The organism is Terasakiella sp. SH-1 (genome assembly GCF_004564135.1).
In the GTDB taxonomy this organism is placed as follows: Bacteria; Pseudomonadota; Alphaproteobacteria; order Rhodospirillales; family Terasakiellaceae; genus Terasakiella.
On sequence record NZ_CP038255.1, the window covers coordinates 1396892 to 1417481 of the forward strand.

Genomic DNA, 20590 nt, shown 5'->3' on the forward strand with positions numbered 1-20590 from the left:
TTTTCCTGTCCTTCTTCAAATTTCTATTTTGGGCTAGAGTTGGATTTCTTTTCAATTTTGTCAGATGAGGCAAGAACAGGCTTTTTACGAGATGCGTAAATATTACCAGGATCAAAGACTAAGCGGACTTTTTTACCTTTTTCATCATATCCAGTTCCAACCAGAACATGGTCATTACTTTCAAAGACGAATTCACCACTGACTTGCATAATGTGGTTACAGGTAAGGTCCCATTTTATTTTCTGGTTTTGGCTGGGCAGGATCACACTGGTAATACAGTACCCTACTTTAGGTGAGTCTGCGGTGAAAAAGAAATAAGTGTTTCTGCCACTATATTTAATATCGACAGAATGTTCTTCTTGCTTGCCTTCCCAGCTAAAGAGCATGCGCTTTCGCCAGATACGGTTGTATTTTTCTTTAGCTGTATATTGAACAACATCCTTGTGATTTTTGGTGGGGCGTTTGTAAGTAGCTGGCTTTTTTACAGGTTTCTTGAGTTCTTCTTTATCTATTTTCTTTGTTAACGAAGGGCCTCTATCATATTCAATGCTTACGCTTCGGTTTTTATTATCATAACCCGTGCCTAGAAAACGGTTCCCTTTTATTTGGCCTGTACCGTTTACTACCAAGTTATTGGCACAGGTTGCCGTCCATTTTCGATCATCAACTTTTCCTTGGCAGGCTCCAATTTGACTATCGAGTGTATGGAAACGAAAATTTCCACTTTCTTCGTTATAGTAAAATTGTGTCAGTTGAGGTTTAAAATGGTCTTGCCAGCTTAATGTTGCTGAATATGCAGTATATGTTTCAGTTGGTTTACGGGGCTTTGTATTTGTTGAGGTCTGGATGCTGTGCTTTATCAGGGCTTGAAGTTGTGGAGACGTTCTTCCATGAGCGCATGATGCAGCAATGCTAATGGCCATTCCTGCAAGGTCATGGTTGTTCTTATCCAGTGCTTTGGCGTTCGCGAAAACCGCGTGATGACCAGCTTTTTTTACCTTGTCGGCATAAGCTCTTTGTGCCCAGTTTTTCACTTTTGAATCAGACTTATCTGCAATGACGAATATTTGTCGGTCATTTCGCTTTGGCATTTGATCAATATAATCAGTCGGATCATAGACTAAATTTTTATATTGCCCGACATATAGGTGTCCTTTAGCTCTAATCGTATCCCATAGCGACCCGATTGAGGAAGCCAGTGTCGCGCATTTGATGTCGTTTCGCCAATTGAGCATCGCTGCAACAGCAATCCCTCCACCAGATTGGGAACTGAGCGAGATTTCATCAATATGATGTTTTGCTTTAATCTTGTTTATTGCAGCATTCAGTAATCTTGGGTTTTTCTCTTTATAACGGTCCCCATGAAAACCTGTTGAGCCAAGAGTACCTGGGCGTGCCATATAGAAAAAAGGCATCTGTATTTTGTGAGCGATGTTTTTTGCTGTAGAGGCAAACTCATTATGTGACCAGCTTGTATAGGATGCAGGAACATTGACGACTCTTGACGTGAAATAAGTTGCCCATGCGATATCGCCATGAACATGGAAATGGGCAATTTTGTTATGGGGTTTCAAACCTGCTGTATAATATTGAATACACTCTTGGGCACCCGTTACTTCAACCCACACGGTGTGTGCTCGAGAATTACATTCTGCCTCGGTTGTTCTTGTGCCTTGGTAAACACTCTCTTTGGTGAATTGAGGTGAATATTCAAGCCTGTCTGCGACACAACCTGATAGAAAAACAAGGCATAGCGCGATTATAGATTTTTTAAACATCTCCCCCCCTCCTGTTGTATGGAGTATTCAGATAGAAGGAGTGCATGTCAATCTATAAGTGTATATGGTGTTGCGAATGTTATTTTTTTGGTAGTGTGGTCAATAAGTAGCCATACCAACCAGATCAACAGGATTGCCTTTTGCAACTTCATCCAGGGCTTTGAGGGTTTGGAGCACGCCTTTGAGCTTATGAACCGGGATCATGTTCGGGCCGTCTGAAATCGCTTTGTCTGGATCGTCATGGGTTTCAGCAAAGACGCCTGCGATGCCTAAGGCAATGGCAGAACGGGCAATGACCGGGGCGAGTTCGCGGCGACCGCCAGAGGAATTACCCTGCCCGCCCGGTTGTTGTACAGAATGGGTGCAATCAATGATCACCGGATAGCCCGTGTCTTCAGCCATTTGCGGCAGGCCACGCATGTCGGTGACCAGTGTGTTGTAACCAAAGCTGGAGCCGCGTTCTGTAATCAGGATATTTTCATTCCCTGTTGATGCCACTTTCTTACAGACATTCGGCATGTCCCAAGGTGCAAGGAACTGGCCTTTTTTCACATTGATGGCTTTACCCGTTTGACCCGCAGCTAAGAGCAAATCAGTCTGGCGACAAAGAAAGGCCGGGATTTGCATCATGTCACAAACCTCACCGACGACCGCACATTGTTCTTCGCTATGTACATCTGTAATGACCGGGCAGCCATAAGTATCTTTGACTTCTTGAAAGATGGACATGGCAGGCATGATTCCAATGCCGCGATTGCCATCAACAGAGGTCCGGTTGGCTTTGTCAAAAGAGGATTTGTAGATCAGGCCAATGCCGAGTTCTGAACACATTTCAGTCAAGGCATGGGCCATTTCCAGTGCATGGTTGCGCCCTTCCATCGAGCAAGGACCTGCAATCAGACAGAACGGCAGGTCATTACCGAACGTAACATTACCAACTTGGACATGTTTCTGTGCAACCATGATAGGTCCCCTTTATACTAAACGGCTTTGTTTGATCGCGGCCTCAACGAAGGCTTTGAAAATCGGGTGTGGGTCTGTCGGGCGGGATTTCAGTTCCGGGTGGAATTGTACGGCCAGGAAGAACGGATGATCTGGTAGCTCTACAATTTCCGGCAGAACCCCATCAGGTGAGAGACCCGAGAATTTTATGCCTGCTTTTTCCAGCTGGTCTTTATAGTCGATGTTGACTTCGTAACGGTGACGGTGGCGTTCTGAAATGTCTTTCGCGCCGTTATAAACATCCCATGCCAGTGTATCTTCTTGCAACGCACAGGGATAAGCGCCCAGACGCATGGTACCGCCTAGATCACCGTCTTGAGAACGCTGTTCTTTAGACCCGTCTTCTTTTTCCCATTCCGTCATGAGACCGACGATTGGCGTTTTGCAGTTGCCAAATTCAGAAGAGCCAGCCCCTTCAATGCCCGCCATATTGCGGGCCATTTCCACAACCGCCATTTGCATGCCCAAGCAAATGCCAAAATAAGGCACTTTATTTTCACGGGCATAGGTAATGGCCTTGATCTTACCTTCGGCACCACGTTCGCCAAAACCACCGGGGACCAAGATCGCATCTTTGTCTTCCAGCTGTTTCATACCGTCTTCTTCGTGAAGCGTTCCGGCATCGATCCAATGCTGGTTCACCTTGACATTATTATGGATACCGCCATGTGTTAGAGCTTCGGCCAGCGATTTATAGGCTTCAAGCAATTCTGTATATTTACCGACAATGGCGATGTTAACTTCACCTTCCGGTTCCAGTACGCGGTGAACGATTTCTTCCCATTTGGACAGGTCCGGTTCCGGGGCGGCCATACCGAAGTGTTTCAAAACAACCGTATCAAGACCTTCTGCATGATAAGACAGCGGCACACGATAGATTGTGTCCACATCAAGGGCTGGGATAACCGCATCTTCTGCTACATTACAGAAGAGAGCGATTTTGCGACGCTCACCCACCGGAATTTCACGGTCACAACGACAGAGCAACGCATCCGGGCTAATCCCCAGACCGAGCAGCTCTTTTACAGAGTGTTGAGTCGGTTTTGTTTTCAATTCACCAGCTGCGGGGATATAAGGCAGTAAGGTCGTGTGCAGGTACATGGCGCGGCCACGGCCCAGCTCGTTCCCCATCTGACGGATGGCTTCCAAAAATGGCAAGGATTCGATATCGCCAACAGTACCGCCAACTTCAACAAGGATAAAGTCTTCGTCTGTGACATTTGCACGGGTGAAATCTTTAATGGCTTCGGTTACATGCGGGATAACTTGAACCGTTGCGCCCAGATATTCCCCTGCCCGTTCTTTTTGAATGACGCTGGAATAGATTCGACCGGATGTCACGTTGTCACTTTGCATGGCATTGACTGAGGTGAAACGTTCATAGTGACCAAGGTCGAGATCGGTTTCTGCACCGTCGTCAGTAACAAAAACCTCACCATGCTGGTATGGACTCATCGTGCCGGGGTCAACGTTCAGGTATGGGTCGAGCTTACGCAGGCGAACCTTAAAGCCACGTGCCTGTAAACACGCGCCCAAAGCCGCAGAACCCAAGCCCTTACCAAGAGATGAAACCACACCACCAGTGATGAAAATGTAACGTGCTGCCATGTCAAAAACCTAAACGTCGATAAATTTCATTCAAAGAAGAAGAGGCAGCCATTTGACCGCCTCTTTCCTCTAATTTCAAGTTCGCTTTTTGTATAGTTAAGCGAAAATTATTTTGCCAGAGGCGCGCCCGGCTCTTCATTTTTTGGAGCCGCAGGTGCTGCCGGCGCAGTCTCGGAGGTTACACCAGCGTCAGCCTTTGGTGCTGCGGGGCCTTCTTGAACTGCTGGCGCTGTTTCTGTGTCCAGAATGGAAGTGCTGTTGCGTTCTGAATTTGCCAGCAAAGACAGGATCAGGCTGGTCACCATAAAGCCAGCCGCCAACAATGCTGTGGAACGGGTCAACAGGTTAGAGGCTGAACGACCAGACATCAGGCCCCCCATGCCCCCACTTGCACCACCGCCGCCAAGGCCGCTCAGTGCGCTGCCTTCAGAGCGTTGGATCAAAACCAGAATGATCAGGCCGAGGCACAAGATCAAGTGAATCACGAGAAGAACGTTTGTCATCGCTTCTCTTCCATCCTTCAAATAAACAAATCAAACGAGCGTGAAAACGCGAAGGTCCACGCTCGCAGTCAAAATCTTGGGCTTCTTTTAGCGCAAGGTTTTAGGAAATGCTAGGACAACTTTGCGCAATTGTCCAAAAATCTTCTGCTTTTAAGGACGCACCGCCGATCAGGCCACCGTCAACATCGTCTAAAGCCAGTAATTCCTTGGCATTTTCCGGTTTCATGGAACCGCCATAAAGAATACGGATACCTTCGGCTTCTTCACTGCCCAGCATCTCACTAAGTGTTTTGCGAATGTCGCTGTGCATTTCCTGAACATCAGCCGGAGTCGCCACTTTACCTGTGCCAATTGCCCAGACCGGTTCATAGGCAATGACGGTATTACCATAAGAGGCATCGCCAGGAACAGAAGCTTTAATCTGTTCGCATACGACCTCAAGGGCCTTGCCGCTTTCTCGTTCTTCAAGGGTTTCGCCAACGCAAATGATGGCAATCAGGCTTTGGGCATGTGCCGCTTGTGCCTGTGCTTTAACCTGTTCGTTAGTCTCTTGATGGTCTGTGCGGCGTTCTGAATGACCAAGGATCACATGCGTGCAATCAACATCAGCCAACATGGCGGGGCTAATGTCACCTGTGTGGGCACCTTTTTCACTGGCATGGCAGTTTTGGCCACCTAGATACACACTGGTGTTTTCAAGAACCTGACCGACAGCTTCCAAAGCCGTAAACGGCGGGCAGACAAGCATGTCGAATTCCGCATCCGGTTGGGACATACGAAGGGTGCCGATTTCAACGGCCAGTCTGCGCGCTTCTGCACGCATGCCATTCATTTTCCAGTTTCCGGCGATAAGGGGGCGGCGTTCGCTCATTGCTTGGTATCCTTTTCTAAGAATAATAAATTGAGGTGTTTTTTACACAATTTCGCACTTAACTTCTAGCCTATTCTTTGAATTATCAAAATCTTGCTCGTTAATATACGTTTAACCATTGCGAGGTTGCCTTTCCTTTCTTATGATGCGCGACCAATTCGTAACTCATTTCTATTTGGATAGACTTCACCATGCTCGAAGGTTTTCGCAAAAATTCTAATTCGATTGTCGTAAAATCCCTGCTCTTCTTGTTGATTGCAAGTTTTGCAGCCTGGGGCATTGGCGATATGTTGCGCCCTGCCACCACAGGCAGCAGTGTGGCCACTGTCGGGGGGCAAGAGGTTCCTGCACAGGAAGTTTACCGCGATTTTCAACGTGAAATCGCCCGCATGCGTCAGTTGACTGGCGATCAAGGTGTGAATGAAAGCCTGTCCATGGCAATTGGTAACAGTGTGGTGGATCGTGCTGTTAACCGGACCTTGCTGGCAGTCAGTGCCGATGAGATGGATGTTGCCATTAGTGATGAGCAGGTACGTAAGTCTATCCATCAAACCGAAATGTTTCAGGAAAACGGTACATTCAGCCGCGCACGTTTTGAACAGATTATGTTTTCAAACCAGCTGAATGAAGCCCAGTATATTGAACTGGTGCGCGACGACCTGGCCCGTGAGCAGGTCATCAGTGTTCTGGTCAGCGGTGCCCGTGTTCCTCAACAGGTCGCCAAAGACCTCTATAAACATCGTTCAGAGAAACGTTCGGCTGAAATCGTATTGATCAAAAAGGATCAGGTCGGGGATCTCCCTGCCCCGTCAGCCGACCTCGTGCGCAAATATTATGACGATAACGTCGCACGTTTCATGGCACCGGAATATCGTAAAGTGACCATGCTACATATCACGCCGGAGGATGTGGCTGATACAATTGATGTGCCGCTGGAAAATATTGAAGATGCCTATTCTGAACGTATGGCCGAATTTAAAAAGCCGGCCCGTCGCACAGTTGAACAAATTGTCTTTTCAACGGAAGACGAAGCCAAGGCGGCAGCGGCAAAGCTGACAAGTGGTCAAAAGTTTTCTGACATTTCAAAAGATGTTCTTCCCCTTGGTGACGTGACCAAGGCGGAATTGCCAGAAGAACTGCGTGAAGCGACCTTTGCATTGGCAACCAATGGCGTGAGTACCCCGATCAAATCCTTGTTGGGGTGGCATCTGGTTCATGTCACTGCTGTAACAGAAGAAATCAATCCGGCTTTTGAAGAGGTGCAAGAGACATTGCGCAAGAGCCTTGCCCTTGAAATGGCTGGTGAAGAATTGTTTGGGATCTCAAACGGTATTGAAGATGCCTTGGGCGGTGGTGCGACGATTGAAGAGGCTGCGAAAGAAGCAGGCTTTGATATTGTCATGATTGAGGCTGTAGATCAAAACGGTGCTGATAAAGCAGGTGCTGCTGTTAAATCCATCTTTAATCAGCCTGCAATTTTGCAAGAAGCCTTCAAGTTGGAAGTGAATGCTGAACCTCAAATGAAAGATGATGGCAAAGGCGGTTACTTTATGGTGCGTGTCGATGATGTGATTGCGGCCACCCCTCGCCCGTTTGAAACAGTTGAGAACGATGTTTTACAGATTGTGATCAATAATCAGAAAAATGATGCAGCCAAGACCAAGGCAGATGAGCTTTTAGAAAAAGTCAAAGGGGGCGCCAATCTGAAAGAATTGGCCCAAGCCGCCAGCTTTGAAGTGAAATCGGAAAATGATTTTACCCGTTTTAATGCGCCGCTGCCCCGTGATGTCGTTGAAGCCTTGTTTGCTGCCAAGGTTGGTGAAACAGCCACCGGTGCAACACAAGAGGGGCAAGTGATTGCGATTTTGCGGGATATCAAATCCGTTGAAGGGGCACAGGATAAAGCCATGATCACAGCGCTACGCCGTGAAATGGAAAATGGCGTTTCAACGGACTTGCAAGGTCAGTTCGTCAATGCCTTGCGTGCACGCCATCAGGTGAAAGTTGATCGTGCTATGGTGAACCGCTTATTTGTACAAGAGCAGCAATAAGATGAAGACTTATCCCTCTTTTGATGCCTTTGAAGTCCCTTATCACAAAGGTGAAGCTCAAGTCGTTTGGACCAAGCTGGTTGCAGACCTTGAAACTCCTGTATCGGCCATGATGAAACTGGCCGATGGCAAGCCCGACAGTTTTTTGCTGGAATCTGTTGAAGGTGGGGCCAAGCGTGGGCGTTATTCTTTTCTTGGGCTCAAACCTGATTTGACATGGCGTTGTTTTGGCGAAAAGGCTGAGATTAACCGCAAGGCGGATCTGGACCGTCAGGCTTTTGAGTCTTGTGATAAACCATCACTGGATAGTTTGCGCAGCCTGATTGATGAAAGTTCAATTGAGCTGCCAGATCACCTGCCGCCCATGGCAGCTGGTCTTGTCGGTTATATGGGATATGATACGGTTCGCTTGATGGAAAAACTGCCTGATAGCAATCCAGACCCGCTGGGGGTGCCTGATGGTGTCTTTATGCGTCCAACCATTATTGCGGCCTTTGATAATATTGAAGATGTGGTGACGATTGTTACCCCCGTGCGTGCTGTTGCAGGGGTGAGTGCCAAGGATGCTTATGATGCGGCCTTGGACCGTCTTCAGGCAATCGTTGATGATCTGCAACAAAGTTTGCGTGTGAATCGCAATCTGGATGATGATATCGGGGAATTGCCAGAACCTGTTTCCAATATGACACGTGAAGACTTCCATAATATGGTGCATAAGGCACAGGATTATATTCTGGCAGGGGACATTTTTCAGGCGGTCTTATCGCAACGTTTCACCCTGCCCTTTGAACTCCCTCATTTTGCCTTATACCGTTCCCTTCGTCGTTTGAATCCATCGCCGTTTTTGTTCTTCCTGAATTTTGGCGAGTTTACTTTGGTGGGCTCCAGCCCGGAAATTTTGGTGCGCCAGCGTGAAGGCGAAGTGACTATTCGCCCGATTGCAGGGACACGTAAACGGGGCAAGGATGCAGCTGAAGATCAGGCATTGAAAGAAGACCTGTTGTCTGACCCTAAAGAGCTGGCCGAACATCTCATGTTGCTGGATTTAGGGCGTAACGATGTTGGGCGTGTCGCTAAGATCGGCACGGTGAAAGTCACCGATCAGATGATTGTTGAGCTTTATTCCCATGTCATGCATATCGTTTCCAATGTCGTTGGTGAACTGGATACAGATCGTTTTGATAACATGGATGCTCTGATTGGGGGCTTCCCAGCCGGTACGGTTTCAGGGGCACCAAAGGTCCGCGCCATGGAAATTATTGATGAGCTGGAACCTGAGCGCCGCAGCTTCTACGCAGGCTGTATTGGTTATTTTGGGGCCAATGGTGATATGGATACGGCGATTGCCCTGCGTACAGCCTTGTTGAAAGATGGCAAGATGTATGTGCAGGCAGGTGGTGGTGTCGTCGCTGATAGTAGCCCAGAAGGTGAGTATCAGGAAAGCATCAATAAGGCGCGTGCACTTATTCGTGCGGCAGAAGAAGCATATAAGTTTGCTTCTGATGAAAAATCATCGAACTAGAGCGTGTCGCGCTCTAATCCATTCGTTTTTTAAGGAAGGCCCCATGCGTTTGTATGGGGCCTTTTCTTTTTTAACCTTCCCCAATAAAATCAAAGCCAGCATCTTCAATTGCCTCTTTGATGGCTGCAACGTCATCAAGGCCATTGATTGTTACTTTTTTGCTATCCAGCTCCACATTGATTTCTGCGGAGTCTTTAACTGATTTAAGGGCATCTTTTACAGCTTGGGCGCAGTGACCACAGGTCATGCCATCGACGATATAGGTATTGGGCATTTGCTTTTCCTTAACTTAATCCTTGGTTTTTAAGAACGATTTGTGAAATGGGAACAAGGCTGAAACCCTTTGCTTCAGCAAGGGGAAGCCATTCTCTCAAGGCTTCAATGGTGCCATCGCGTGGATGACCGATGCCAACGGCAAAGCCTGTTTTCCGTGAGACTTTTTCTAATAAGTTTAATTGCTTGAGCACAGCAGATTTTTCGTTCACGTTATCCAGAAACACATTACGCTCAGCAAAAGGAACGCCTTCTTGACTTGCCATCCGTGCACCAACCGATTTTGAATTGGTACGTGAATCCAGAAACAGCATTTCTCTATTTCGAAGTTCAGCCATAAGGGCTTTCATGACAGTGCGGTTTGTTGTGGCCCGGCTACCCATATGGTTGTTGACACCAACATAGCCATCAAAGCGTTCCAGGTTCCAATGAATGCGATCCAGTAAATCTTCACGGGCCAATCGCCCATGCAGGTGGTTGGGGCCTGCATTGACGTTTTTATTCAGTGGTTCCATGGGAAGGTGGAGTAATAATTCGTGACCACGACGACGGGCATAAGAAGTTTGACTGTGCAGGTTCTTTGAATATGGGATAAAGGCCATGGTCATGGGACCTGGCAATTTGAGTGTTTGTTCCGTGCGCCGTTTATCCAAACCCAAGTCATCAATGACCACGGCAATCATGGGCTTGTTTTGTAGCGGGGCGACTTTCAGTGCATATTTCATCCAGCGAGGCTGTTCAGCCGTTCGCGAAGGTGCGGTTCTGGTTGCCTTTGGAATGACTTTTGGTGTGTAAATATCCTGAGGAAGCGCCTCTTCATAAAAGGCTGTGTTTTTGGGTGCTGTCGGTTTGGTGGAAAGATCGACATGGGCGACACGTGGGCTTGGGGCAGCTGTTGATGGTGCTGTTGAATATTGTGGCCCAAGGGTTACGGGCCTTTTCTTGGGCGTTAATTCAACAATGGTTGTGTCGATTTCAATTTCACTATCTGTCAGCATTAAGGGGGCATCGGGCATGCGGATCATGCCGATGGGCTGGGTGTGTTCCTTGTACCAGGCCAAGGCTTCCTGGTTGGCAGCTGGTGGCTTTTCTTTGGGAAGAAGTTTGTCTTTGTAATAAAATCCACCATAGGCCAAAGCGCCGACGATGAGTACCGTGCTCATCAGCGTATAGTTTAGGCCCTTTTTGCGGGACTTTGTCCTGCTTTTAGCGCTTTTCTTCTTTTTCCTGTTGTTGCGTTTCTTAGTCGGCGCAGCCACAGTTATCTTCCTTTGCAAAGCTGTTGAGGATTGGGCAATCCGGGCGATCGTCACCTTGGCAACAATCGACCAGATTTTTCAAGGTATGGCGAATACCTTCCAGTTCCTTGATACGGGCCTCGACTTCGTCGATATGGCGTTGGGCCAGTTCTCGTACATCACGTGATGCCCGGTTCTTATCTTTCCATAACGCCAAAAGGTTACCAACGTCTTTAAGAGGGAACCCCATTTTACGTGCACTTTGGATAAAACGCAAAATTTCAACATCTTGATCACTATAATCACGATAGCCATTTTCTGCGCGTGCAGGCTCTGGCATAAGATTGATACTCTCGTAATAGCGAATGGTTTTGGCTGTTACGCCTGTAAGTTTTGAAACCTTGCTGATGTTCATGGCTTCCACCGTTTTAATAATAAAGAATTCGTGACGACACTAACGCTGCTGAGTGCCATCGCAGCCCCTGCAATGACTGGATTGAGCAAGCCAAAAGCAGCAGCAGGTAAGGCGATGATGTTATAGATAAAGGCCCAGAACAGGTTTTGTTGGATCTTGCGATAAGTGGCCTTTGAAATATCAATGGCTTGGGGGACAAGCATGGGGTCAGCTCGCATTAGGGTGACGCCTGCGCTGTGGATGGCAACATCTGACCCTGTTGCCATGGCAAAGCTGACATCAGCGCAGGCCAGTGCCGGGGCATCATTGACGCCATCACCAACCATGGCAACCAGATTTCCATGTTTTTTGATCTCAATCACTTTGTTGGCTTTTTCGTTGGGAAGGACATTGGCAAAAACTGTTTCGATACCGATCTTTTTTGCCAGCCGTTCAGCGGTTTTTTGATGGTCCCCGCTTAGCATGATTGACTTTATATTATTTTTTTTCAATAGGATAATTGAATCACTTGAAGTTTTTCTTAAAGTATCTTCAAGGGCAAAAATCGTTAGGATTTGCTGTTTGTTTTCCAGCCAGATAACGGTTTTACCTTGTTGTTCAAGCTGGTTGGCAGCTTGTTCAAAAGCGCCTAAGGGGTGGTTCATATGTTTCCGGTTGCCTAGGCGATATTCCATACCTTCGATTGTTCCCAAGATGCCCTGTCCGGCAATGGCTTTAAAATAGATGACTTCTTTGGGGGTATCGGTTGGGAAAGCTTTGGCAAGGGGGTGTTCGCTGCCCTGTTGCAGACTGGCGGCAATCTCGTAGTAATCGCGTCCGACTTGCTCGACAATCTGGGGGCGGCCTTCAGTAAGGGTGCCTGTCTTGTCGAAAATGATGGTTTGGACTTTATTGGCAATTTCCAGGGCCTGGGCATCTTTGATTAAAATGCCGTGTTTGGCCCCCACCCCGGTTCCGGCCATGATGGCAGTGGGGGTGGCAAGTCCTAAAGCGCAGGGGCATGCGATGACCAAAACGGTGACCGCATTGATGATGGCAAGCTCAACAGGTGCATCTGCAACCATCCAGCCAGTAAAGGTGATAAGGGAAACCAGGCAGACGATGGGGACAAAGATGGATGCGATTTTATCGGCCAGTTTTTGGACGGGAGCTTTGCTAGCTTGGGCACCTTGTATCATTTCGATGATTTTGGCGAGCATGGTTTCTTCGCCAATCTTGGTGGTTTTTACCAGCAAAAGGCCAGAGCCATTGAGTGAGCCACCTGTGACAGGGCTGTCGATTGATTTTGCAACGGGCAGGCTTTCACCGGTCAGCATGGATTCATCAACTTCGCTTTCGCCATTAATGATAATACCGTCAACAGGGATGTTTTCACCGGGTTTCACCACGATGGTGTCATTGAGCTGTACGTCGTTGAGGCTAACGCTAACATGCTTGCCATCGACCAGTTTGCGTGCTGTTTCTGGGCGCAGCTTTATAAGGGCGCGAATGGCTTGGGTGACACCGTGTTTGGCCCGGTTTTCCAGCCATTTTCCCAGTAGGACAAGGCTTGTGACTGCTGCGGCGGCTTCAAAGTAAAGTTCGGGCTGTTGTTCGGATGTGCCAAACAGAAGGTAAAGGCTGAGGCCAAAGGCAGCACTCGTGCCAAGACATACCAGTACATCCATGTTTCCACTCATGGCTCTGATCGCACCCATGGCAGAAGGCAAGAAACGGTAATAGGCAACGATTTGTACAGGCAGGGCGAGGAATAATTGGATGTAGCCATTTAAATGGAATTGTCCGCCAAAGGGCATGGCAAGCATCGGGGCAACCAAGGGAGCGGTAAGAAGAAGGCAGACTATAAGGGTGGAACGTTCAAATGTATTGCCTGTTTCTGCTTCTTTACCCTTTTGATCTGTTATGGGGTGGGCACCAAAGCCAGCTTTTTCAATTTTGGCAATGATGTCGCTTTGTTCGGCGTCGTTGTCATTTACTTGAACGGTTGCTTGTTCTGTAGCTAGGTTGACGCTGGCCTCTGAAACGCCGTCCATGCGGTTGAGGACTTTTTCAATCCGTGCAGAACAGGCTGCACAGCTCATGCCTGTGATTTGTAGTTTGTACGTCGTCATGGGTTTAACCTTCTATCTTACTGTAATGTTATATGGGGTTTCCAGTAAGGGCAAGGTCAAGTGTAAAAATTGCAGCTTGACCTTAGGGTAACGAGCTTGCATTCTCTCGTTTCTGGGCGATTTTGAGTCGCCTTTTATAATTAAATAATCACTTTCAAAGTGTGAAGTAAGTTATTGAAATGTTTTTGTTAATTGATAATTATGACAGCTTTACATACAACCTTGTTCACTATTTTGGTGAATTGGGGGCTGATATTGAGGTTCGTCGTAACGATGTGTTAACGGCTGATGAAGCCATGGAAATGGCACCGCAGGGAATTATTTTATCCCCCGGCCCATGTGACCCTGATCAGGCTGGAATTTGTCTGGAGCTGATTGAAAAGGCAGCGGGCAAGCTGCCGATCTTTGGTGTGTGTTTGGGGCATCAGTCCATCGGTCAGGCTTTTGGGGGGCAGATTGTACGCGCCCCACAACCGATGCATGGCAAGATCAGCCCGATCACCCATACCAATCAAGGTGTGTTTGCTGATATCCCCTCCCCGCTGGAGGTAACGCGGTATCACTCTTTGACGATTGATCCGGCGTCCTTGCCCGATTGTCTAGAAGTGACTTCTCAGACAGAAGATGGGGTGATTATGGGGGTGCAGCATAAAGAATTCCCAATTCACGGGGTGCAGTTCCATCCGGAAAGTATTGCTTCCGAACATGGGCATCAGCTTTTGAAAAATTTCCTTACACTTGCTAAACAACAGGGATAAGCCAATGAGCGACGCAATGAAACCCACAATCGCCAAAGTGGCCGATGGTCAAAGCTTAAGTCAGGAAGAAGCAAAAGCGGCCTTTGACCTTATCATGACGGGCGAAGCCACACAGGCCCAAATCGGGGCGTTTTTGATGGCTTTGCGTGTGCGTGGGGAAACGGTCGAAGAAATTACCGCTGCGGCCACCACTATGCGCGAACAGATGAATAAGGTTTCGGCCCCTGCTGATGCGATTGATATTGTCGGCACGGGTGGAGATGCCAAGGGGAGCTTGAATATTTCTACCGCAACAGCCCTTGTGGTCGCTGGTTGTGGTATTCCGGTGGCAAAGCATGGCAATAAGGCGCTGTCATCAAAATCCGGTGCGGCAGATGTGTTGTCTTGTTTAGGGGTGAATATGCAAGCCGGTATTCCGACAGTGGAAACGGCAATTGCAGAGGCCGGGATCGGTTTTATGATGGCGCCGTTGTATCATTCCGCCATGCGTTTTGTTGGTGGCCCGCGTGTGGAGATGGGCACACGTACTGTTTTTAACCTGTTGGGACCAATTTCAAACCCGGCTGGTGTGAAGCGCCAAATGACGGGTGTCTTTGCCAAACAATGGGTACGCCCGCTGGCCGAAGTGCTGGGTCGTTTGGGAAGTGAAAAGGTTTGGGTTGTTCATGGTTCTGATGGGATGGATGAACTGACAACAACAGGTCCGTCTTATGTGGCGGAATATGCCAATGGTGCTGTGCGTGAATTTGAAATTGATCCGCAAGACCTCGGTCTACCTCTAGCCCAGGAAGAGGACTTAAAAGGCGGCGATGGTGATTATAACGCAGCGGCCATTCATCGCTTGCTTGATGGGGAAGCCGGGGCTTATCGCGATGTGGTTTTGCTTAATGCAGCTGCTTCTTTGATGGTGGCAGATAAGGTTTCTGATATGAAGGCTGGGATGGACATGGCGGCCCAGTCCATTGATAGCGGCAAGGCCAAAGAGGTTCTCGCCAAGCTGGTTGAGATTACGAATAAGGGATAAGGCGTGTGAGTGATATTCTTGCTAAAATTTGTGACGACAAGCGTGAGCATGTTGCCGATTGTAAAAAACGTCAGGACATCAGCTTGTTAGAGGTTGCTGCCAAAGAGGCTTCTGCCCCGCGTGGGTTTATTGCAGCATTGAAGTCCCGTGTACGGGCAAAGCAATATGGTTTGATTGCCGAAATTAAAAAGGCATCACCTTCCAAAGGCTTGATCCGGCCGGATTTTGACCCCGTCAGTATCGCCAAAGCTTATGAGGCTGGTGGGGCAGCTTGTATGTCTGTGCTGACCGATGTGCCTTATTTCCAAGGCGCTGATGAATATCTGGTTGTCGCACGTCAAGCCGTAAACTTACCTGTATTGCGCAAAGATTTCATGGTGGACCCTTATCAGGTGGTCGAAGCCCGTGCCTTGGGGGCGGATTGTATCCTGATTATTATGGCAGCTCTTGATGATACGCTGGCTGCTGAATTGGAAGCCGCTGCCCTTTCTTATGGTATGGATTGTTTGATTGAGGTCCATGATGAAGAAGAGATGGAGCGTGCGCTTAAGCTGAAATCCCAGCTTATCGGGGTGAATAACCGTAACCTGAAAACCATGGAAATCAGTCTGACAACGACGGAACGTTTGTCCACAATGGTGCCTGATGATCGTCTCTTGGTATGCGAAAGTGGAATATTCACGCCGGAAGATTTGGCTAGAATGTCAAAAGTCAATGCCAACTGTTTTTTGGTTGGTGAATCATTGATGCGCCAAGATAATGTGGAAGAGGCAACCAAAGCCCTCTTAACCAAATAAGGAAGTGAGGACCCATGGGGGAGAATTTCACCCATATTGATCAAGACGGTAATGCCGTAATGGTCGATGTATCTGAAAAAGATATTACGGAACGTGTGGCAACGGCAAAAGGCAGTGTCATTATGCTGCCTGAAACGCTTGCAAAGATCATGGACGGAACCATGAAGAAAGGTGATGTGCTTTCTGTGGCCCAGCTTGCCGGGATCATGGGGGCGAAAAAGACCCCGGACCTTATTCCCCTTTGTCATCCGCTGGCACTAACCTCTGTAAAAGTTGAACTCACCTGTGATCCTGAGCGCAATGCAGTGGATGTGGAAGGGACGTGTAAGCTTAAGGGTCGAACCGGGGTCGAAATGGAAGCGCTTTCTGCCGTCTCCATCGCGTGCTTGACGGTTTACGATATGTGTAAGGCCATTGATAAAGGCATGACGATTACAGATGTGCGTCTGACCTATAAGGATGGTGGCAAATCAGGAAAGTTTGAAGCCTCATGAGTTTATTGCCTTTAGAAGATGCACTGGCAAAGGTTGATGGTGGGATTGCCCCCCTGCCCGCTGAACAAATTTCTGTGGCCGAAGCGGTGGGGCGTGTGTTGGCTGAAGATGTCGCAGCACGTTTAACCCAACCCCCTTCTGCTGTATCGTCTATGGATGGCTATGCGGTTTGTTCTTCTGATCTGCAAACGCAGCCCCGGACATTAACGCGTGTGGGGGAATCCCAAGCTGGTGGTCCATTTGAAGGAACCTTGCAATCAGGTCAGTGTGTGCGGATCTTTACCGGTGCGCCTTTGCCTGCGGGTGCTGATGCTGTGATCATGCAGGAAGATACGGACGTTGATGGCGATCAGGTCACTTTTAAGGAAGTAGCCTTTGACGGCAAGTTTGTGCGTCGTGCCGGGCTGGATTTTTCTAAAGGTGATGTTCTCGTTAAGGCCGGTCAGTTGTTAACGGCGCGTGATATTGGCTTGCTGTGCGCGATGAATGTGCCATGGGTGAAGGTCTATCGCAAACCACGTGTTGCTATTTTGGCAACAGGTGACGAGTTGGTTATGCCGGGCGAAGCGGTGCGTGAAAGCCAGATCATTAGCTCAAACTCTTTGATGGTTGCTGCGATGGTAACAGCCATGGGCGGTGTGCCGATCAATCTTGGTATTGCCGGGGATACAGAAGAATCCTTGCGAGCAACGCTGGCTGGGCTGAATGGTGCTGACATTTTGATTACATCCGGTGGGGTGTCTGTCGGTGAATATGATTTGGTGCGCAATGTGCTGGGCGAAGAGGGACTGGATATTGATTTTTGGCGTATTGCGATCAAGCCGGGCAAGCCTTTCATGTTTGGTAAAATCGGTGAGATACCAGCTATGGGATTGCCGGGGAACCCGGTTTCAGCCTATGTGACAGCTTTTATTTTCCTGCGTGCAGCTTTGAAAAAGATGCAAGGATTGCCCTTTGAACAGGATAAGCCGATGAAGGCTCTGCTTGGTGCAGGTGTTCCGGTCAATGGCATTCGTCAGGAATATATGCGCGCCGTTTTCTCCCATGATGACCAAGGGCGTCTTGTCGCCACACCCTATGACAAGCAGGATAGTTCCATGCTGGGGAATTTGGCCCATTGTGAAGGCTTTATTATTCGCCCAGTCAATGGGGAGGCACTTCAAGCCGGAAGCGAAACGGACGTTATTTACGTGAATGATAGCCTGTTATCTGTTTAAGTTTTGTTCTTGACCTGCTTGAGGAACTAAAGTAGAACATAATGAGTGTTTTACTTTTGTTCCTTTTTTCTTGGGGGTGGCGCGATGCTGACGAAAAAACAATATGACTTGTTGCTGTTTTTGGAAAAGCGCCTGAAAGAAACCGGTGTATCCCCCTCTTATGACGAAATGAAAGAAGCGCTGGAACTTAAATCAAAGTCAGGTATTCATCGTTTAATTACGGGGCTGGAAGAACGTGGCTTTATTCGCCGTCTGCCCCATCGTGCCCGTGCGGTAGAAGTTTTGCGTGTGCCGGAAAATAAAGACCAGCTCGATGCGCCACTGGTGTCCGATAGCCATAAGATTGCAGACCTTGATGATGCCCGTAATCAAGTGGGAAGTATGGGGAATAATACCGACGTTCTTCCCGACTCAGAAGCTGTGGAACTACCAATGGTTGGCAAAATTGCAGCTGGGACACCTATTGAAGCCTTGCAGGATAATTCCAATCATGTAGACGTACCAGCCAGCCTGTTAGGGCTTGGGAGCCATTATGCGCTGGAAGTGGAAGGGGATTCTATGATTGAGGCCGGTATTAATAATGGTGATACCGTTATTATTCAAAAATGTAATACTGCGGCAAATGGTGAAATTGTTGTGGCCTTGGTGGATCAGGAAGAAGCAACCTTAAAGACCTTGCGCCGCAAAGGCGGTAATGTTGAATTAGAACCAGCTAATGTGGCTTATGAAACGCGTGTCCTCTCGCCTGAGCGTGTGAAGGTGCAAGGGCGCTTGGTCGGTTTGATCCGGAAATATCACTGACGCAAAAATGGTGTGCTATTTGCCGTAAACCGTCCAGGGACGTTGGCCGCGTTGGTCTTTTACGGAAACGATATGAATATCGTTTTCATCCACATAAACCGCATGAGCCCCTTTTGTATTCAGGTCATGGGCATCAATCAAGCTATCTGGCCCAACGCAGGATGTCGGGCTGGTGAGTGGTGTAATTAACAGATTAGCCTGTAGGCAGTCTTCTTCAAGTGCCATGGCCTGTTTGTTAAAAACAATTCTTTTTCCGGTTTTGTGGGTGAAGCTACATCCTTGTTGATCACAGGCAAGTTTTTGATCAAAACTTTGCAGGGGTTGTCCTTCTTCACCCCAGCGTCTGACCCAATTATCACGTACATAGGAGCTATGGCGTAACTGTGACATCGCGATGGTGTTGTTGTTTTGATTATATAAAGCACTGAGTTTTCCATCCGGTAAAATCAGGATATCTGGTTTGGGTGTTGTGAGGCTGAGGATCAGGGCAAGAGAGATCAAGCCTGCTCCGCTATAGCGCCAGTTGCTTCGAATAAAACAGATCATCAGCCCGCCCAGGGTCATGATAATTAAGCTGCTGGTCGGAATGGCGGGAATAGAAACTTGGGCATAAGGTAGTGCTGCTGTTGTTTTTGCCACCCATAACAAAGCGTCAATCCCCCACCCCATGATTTTGAAGGCGTAACTTTCCAGTCCGAAGGGCATCAAGGCTAAGGAAAGTAAGCCCAAAGGCATAATCCAGAAAACGGTGAGTGGAATTGCCAGCAGGTTTGCACCAATTCCCCATAATGTAATCCGGTTAAAATGATAGGCGGCAAAAGGCATGGTGGCACATGAGGCAATGAGGCTGGAATTCAAAATCTCACGGACATAGCGGATGGAGGCATGTCTATCATAATCAATGCGCCGATTTTCATAAAAAGCAACAAGGGCAATTACGGCCGCAAAGGAAAGCTGGAAACTGGCACCCAACAGGCTTTCTGGAAAGAACATAAGGATAACGATAGCCGCCCAGGCAACTGTTCTGAGTGAAATGGCCTTTCGATCCAGCAAGACGCCTGTCAGGACAATGGTACACATAATAAAGGCACGAATAGTGGGAACGCTGGCTCCGGTCAGTAGTGTAAAGAATAAAGCCCCGAAAATTGCTCCGAAAGCGGCCCATTTTTTGATGGGATAGCGAAGGGCAAGATACGGGATATGGGCCAATGTAAAACGAATAACAAAAAAGACGATGGTGCTGACCAAGCCAATATGAAGCCCTGAAATTGCCAGAAGGTGGGCCAATCCAGCTGCGCGTACCGCTTCGTGGGTTTCTTCATCAATGACTTGTTTGTTGCCGGTCAAAAAGGCAATCGCCAGACTTTCCACAACCTTATGATCATCATCAAAGGCTGATTGGATGCGTACTTGTATGAGGGAGCGGAGTTCGTCAAACAGATGTAAGAATGACGGTTGATTTTTTTCAATGATTTCAATGCCGCCGTAACTGAAACCGATGGCTCCAATTTGTTGAAAATAGGCATGTCGTTGAAAGTCAAAGCCGCCGGGACTTGAAGGGGCTGGTGGTGGTTTGAGCATGGCACGGGCTTTTACCCATTGCCCAACCTTAACTTGGCTTTTAGTTGTATTTACATGTAATCGTAGCCGTGTTGGGACGTGATTGGCGCGCAAGCGTGAAATCTGTAAGTTATCTAAAGTAAGCTTGATCCCTTTGGCACTGGGGGATGCCTTAACGATTCGCCCTTGAATTCCTGCGGGACCAAAGCTGTATGGCAGGATATTTGTGGCGACATAATAGGTGCGCAATTGTGCGCAAGAAAAACCTGCGAATACTATGGTGACTATTAAGCTACTTAAAAATACTATGTAATAATGACGTAAATAATACGTGGTCACACCACTTATAGCTAGGCAAGTTAAACCCATCCAAACAGGTATTTCTGTGGTCATACCAAAATAAAATGCAATGCCTGCGGCAAGTAGAACTGGAATCCACAGGAAAAAATGATCTTTTTCTTGCAATGCGAAATTACTAATATGCATTGAAAAATAAAGGCTTAATGATTTATGTCGTTTTTTTGACAACATTTTTTGCAAACCAACTAATGCATCTCACTTTTTTAT

General features: G+C 47.9%; 18 protein-coding genes. 8 read left to right on the top strand and 10 right to left on the bottom strand.

Annotated features, from left to right (window positions below; all coding sequences use genetic code 11):
• Window positions 1–23: 23 nt before the first annotated feature.
• The 5 genes from E4K71_RS06560 to tpiA form a co-directional block, all read right to left on the bottom strand.
• On the bottom strand, window positions 24–1778 hold the full coding sequence (locus tag E4K71_RS06560; RefSeq protein WP_135077912.1) for a hypothetical protein: 1755 nt from the start codon (window positions 1776–1778) through the stop codon (window positions 24–26).
• A 99-nt stretch (window positions 1779–1877) separates the two neighbouring features.
• Entirely contained in the window at window positions 1878–2741 is an 864-nt protein-coding gene (kdsA, locus tag E4K71_RS06565; RefSeq protein WP_135077914.1) for a 3-deoxy-8-phosphooctulonate synthase, read from the bottom strand.
• Window positions 2742–2753: 12 nt separating this feature from the next.
• Window positions 2754–4388: a CTP synthase gene (locus E4K71_RS06570; RefSeq protein WP_135077916.1), complete on the bottom strand. Its 1635-nt coding sequence runs from the start codon at window positions 4386–4388 to the stop codon at window positions 2754–2756.
• A 107-nt stretch (window positions 4389–4495) separates the two neighbouring features.
• On the bottom strand, window positions 4496–4891 hold the full coding sequence (gene secG / locus E4K71_RS06575) for a preprotein translocase subunit SecG (protein WP_135077918.1): 396 nt from the start codon (window positions 4889–4891) through the stop codon (window positions 4496–4498).
• A gap of 100 nt (window positions 4892–4991) precedes the next feature.
• Window positions 4992–5762, bottom strand: coding sequence for a triose-phosphate isomerase (gene tpiA, locus E4K71_RS06580; RefSeq protein WP_135077920.1), 771 nt, complete (start codon window positions 5760–5762; stop codon window positions 4992–4994).
• A gap of 191 nt (window positions 5763–5953) precedes the next feature.
• Between tpiA and E4K71_RS06585 the strand changes: the two genes are divergently transcribed.
• Window positions 5954–7813, top strand: coding sequence for a SurA N-terminal domain-containing protein (locus tag E4K71_RS06585; protein ID WP_135077922.1), 1860 nt, complete (start codon window positions 5954–5956; stop codon window positions 7811–7813).
• A 1-nt stretch (window position 7814) separates the two neighbouring features.
• On the top strand, window positions 7815–9335 hold the full coding sequence (gene trpE, locus E4K71_RS06590) for an anthranilate synthase component I (RefSeq protein WP_135077924.1): 1521 nt from the start codon (window positions 7815–7817) through the stop codon (window positions 9333–9335).
• 70 nt (window positions 9336–9405) lie between these two features.
• Here the strand turns inward: trpE and E4K71_RS06595 are convergent, their stop codons facing one another.
• The 4 genes from E4K71_RS06595 to E4K71_RS06610 all read right to left on the bottom strand — a co-directional run bounded on the left by E4K71_RS06595 (window position 9406) and on the right by E4K71_RS06610 (window position 13372).
• The gene (locus E4K71_RS06595; RefSeq protein WP_135077926.1) at window positions 9406–9609 is read right to left on the bottom strand and encodes a heavy metal-associated domain-containing protein; all 204 of its coding nucleotides are present in this window, start codon (window positions 9607–9609) and stop codon (window positions 9406–9408) included.
• Window positions 9610–9619: 10 nt separating this feature from the next.
• Window positions 9620–10771, bottom strand: coding sequence for a divergent polysaccharide deacetylase family protein (locus tag E4K71_RS06600; RefSeq protein WP_135077928.1), 1152 nt, complete (start codon window positions 10769–10771; stop codon window positions 9620–9622).
• A 79-nt stretch (window positions 10772–10850) separates the two neighbouring features.
• Window positions 10851–11261, bottom strand: a complete 411-nt coding sequence (gene cueR, locus E4K71_RS06605) for a Cu(I)-responsive transcriptional regulator (protein ID WP_135077930.1) — start codon at window positions 11259–11261, stop codon at window positions 10851–10853.
• Window positions 11258–13372, bottom strand: a complete 2115-nt coding sequence (locus E4K71_RS06610) for a heavy metal translocating P-type ATPase (RefSeq protein WP_135077931.1) — start codon at window positions 13370–13372, stop codon at window positions 11258–11260. The genes cueR and E4K71_RS06610 overlap by 4 nt, the downstream gene beginning before the upstream one ends.
• A 179-nt stretch (window positions 13373–13551) precedes the next feature.
• Here E4K71_RS06610 and E4K71_RS06615 point away from each other — a divergent pair, with 179 nt between their 5' ends.
• The 6 genes from E4K71_RS06615 to lexA all read left to right on the top strand — a co-directional run bounded on the left by E4K71_RS06615 (window position 13552) and on the right by lexA (window position 18463).
• A complete protein-coding gene (locus E4K71_RS06615; protein ID WP_135077933.1) occupies window positions 13552–14130 on the top strand; it encodes an aminodeoxychorismate/anthranilate synthase component II in 579 nt (192 codons plus the stop codon).
• A 4-nt stretch (window positions 14131–14134) separates the two neighbouring features.
• Window positions 14135–15154, top strand: coding sequence for an anthranilate phosphoribosyltransferase (gene trpD, locus E4K71_RS06620; RefSeq protein WP_135077935.1), 1020 nt, complete (start codon window positions 14135–14137; stop codon window positions 15152–15154).
• A 5-nt stretch (window positions 15155–15159) separates the two neighbouring features.
• Window positions 15160–15951 carry an indole-3-glycerol phosphate synthase TrpC gene (gene trpC, locus E4K71_RS06625; protein ID WP_135077937.1) on the top strand — a complete coding sequence of 264 codons (792 nt, stop codon included), beginning with the start codon at window positions 15160–15162 and terminating at the stop codon, window positions 15949–15951.
• 14 nt (window positions 15952–15965) lie between these two features.
• On the top strand, window positions 15966–16445 hold the full coding sequence (gene moaC / locus E4K71_RS06630; protein WP_135077939.1) for a cyclic pyranopterin monophosphate synthase MoaC: 480 nt from the start codon (window positions 15966–15968) through the stop codon (window positions 16443–16445).
• The gene (gene glp, locus E4K71_RS06635; RefSeq protein WP_135077941.1) at window positions 16442–17662 is read left to right on the top strand and encodes a gephyrin-like molybdotransferase Glp; all 1221 of its coding nucleotides are present in this window, start codon (window positions 16442–16444) and stop codon (window positions 17660–17662) included. Before moaC ends, glp begins: the two co-directional genes overlap by 4 nt.
• Before the next feature lie 84 nt (window positions 17663–17746).
• Window positions 17747–18463, top strand: coding sequence for a transcriptional repressor LexA (gene lexA / locus E4K71_RS06640; RefSeq protein WP_135077943.1), 717 nt, complete (start codon window positions 17747–17749; stop codon window positions 18461–18463).
• Window positions 18464–18478: 15 nt separating this feature from the next.
• Here lexA and E4K71_RS06645 read toward each other — a convergent pair whose 3' ends face one another.
• Window positions 18479–20554, bottom strand: a complete 2076-nt coding sequence (locus E4K71_RS06645) for a ComEC/Rec2 family competence protein (RefSeq protein WP_135077945.1) — start codon at window positions 20552–20554, stop codon at window positions 18479–18481.
• Between the last annotated feature and the right edge of the window lie 36 nt (window positions 20555–20590).

Excerpts from the sequence above, each read along its gene's own strand:
- E4K71_RS06560 (WP_135077912.1), bottom strand. The coding sequence starts at position 1,778 with ATGTTTAAAAAATCTATAATCGCGCTATGCCTTGTTTTTCTATCAGGT.
- kdsA (WP_135077914.1), bottom strand. The coding sequence starts at position 2,741 with ATGGTTGCACAGAAACATGTCCAAGTTGGTAATGTTACGTTCGGTAAT.
- E4K71_RS06570 (WP_135077916.1), bottom strand. The coding sequence starts at position 4,388 with ATGGCAGCACGTTACATTTTCATCACTGGTGGTGTGGTTTCATCTCTT.
- secG (WP_135077918.1), bottom strand. The coding sequence starts at position 4,891 with ATGACAAACGTTCTTCTCGTGATTCACTTGATCTTGTGCCTCGGCCTG.
- tpiA (WP_135077920.1), bottom strand. The coding sequence starts at position 5,762 with ATGAGCGAACGCCGCCCCCTTATCGCCGGAAACTGGAAAATGAATGGC.
- E4K71_RS06585 (WP_135077922.1), top strand. The coding sequence starts at position 5,954 with ATGCTCGAAGGTTTTCGCAAAAATTCTAATTCGATTGTCGTAAAATCC.
- trpE (WP_135077924.1), top strand. The coding sequence starts at position 7,815 with ATGAAGACTTATCCCTCTTTTGATGCCTTTGAAGTCCCTTATCACAAA.
- E4K71_RS06595 (WP_135077926.1), bottom strand. The coding sequence starts at position 9,609 with ATGCCCAATACCTATATCGTCGATGGCATGACCTGTGGTCACTGCGCC.
- E4K71_RS06600 (WP_135077928.1), bottom strand. The coding sequence starts at position 10,771 with ATGAGCACGGTACTCATCGTCGGCGCTTTGGCCTATGGTGGATTTTAT.
- cueR (WP_135077930.1), bottom strand. The coding sequence starts at position 11,261 with ATGAACATCAGCAAGGTTTCAAAACTTACAGGCGTAACAGCCAAAACC.
- E4K71_RS06610 (WP_135077931.1), bottom strand. The coding sequence starts at position 13,372 with ATGACGACGTACAAACTACAAATCACAGGCATGAGCTGTGCAGCCTGT.
- E4K71_RS06615 (WP_135077933.1), top strand. The coding sequence starts at position 13,552 with ATGTTTTTGTTAATTGATAATTATGACAGCTTTACATACAACCTTGTT.
- trpD (WP_135077935.1), top strand. The coding sequence starts at position 14,135 with ATGAGCGACGCAATGAAACCCACAATCGCCAAAGTGGCCGATGGTCAA.
- moaC (WP_135077939.1), top strand. The coding sequence starts at position 15,966 with ATGGGGGAGAATTTCACCCATATTGATCAAGACGGTAATGCCGTAATG.
- glp (WP_135077941.1), top strand. The coding sequence starts at position 16,442 with ATGAGTTTATTGCCTTTAGAAGATGCACTGGCAAAGGTTGATGGTGGG.
- lexA (WP_135077943.1), top strand. The coding sequence starts at position 17,747 with ATGCTGACGAAAAAACAATATGACTTGTTGCTGTTTTTGGAAAAGCGC.
- E4K71_RS06645 (WP_135077945.1), bottom strand. The coding sequence starts at position 20,554 with ATGTTGTCAAAAAAACGACATAAATCATTAAGCCTTTATTTTTCAATG.